A 396-nucleotide genomic window follows, 5' to 3' on the forward strand; every position below is an offset into this window, starting at 1 on the left:
ATCCTTGAAGGCATCGTGCTGACGCTCGACAACATCGCTTCGGGTATCGAAGACAACCGTATGCTGATTGAAATGGCCGTCGAAGAAAACGACGAAGAAGGTTTTGCCGCCGTGAAGGAAGACGTGGCGGGGCTGGAAAAACAGATGGCGGATTTGGAGTTCAAACGGATGTTCAACCAGCCCGCCGACCCGAACAACTGCTTTATCGACATCACCGCCGGCGCGGGCGGTACCGAAGCGGAAGACTGGGCGGGGATGCTGTTCCGTATGTACAGCCGCTATGCCGAGCGCAAAGGCTTCAAAATCGAAATCCTTGAGGAAGACGACGGCGAAATCGCAGGCATCAACCGCGCCACCATCCGAGTGGAAGGCGAATACGCTTATGGTTTGCTGCGT

Annotated in this window: 1 protein-coding gene; it reads left to right on the forward strand. The window is 55.8% G+C overall.

Annotated features, from left to right (window positions below; translation table 11 throughout):
- On the forward strand, positions 1 to 396 hold a 396-nt coding region (locus V2J85_RS40980; RefSeq protein WP_336708944.1), incomplete at both ends, for a PCRF domain-containing protein.

Origin of the sequence: Streptomyces bugieae (assembly GCF_036352915.1) — a bacterium.
Classification (GTDB): Bacteria; Actinomycetota; Actinomycetes; order Streptomycetales; family Streptomycetaceae; genus Streptomyces; species Streptomyces endophytica.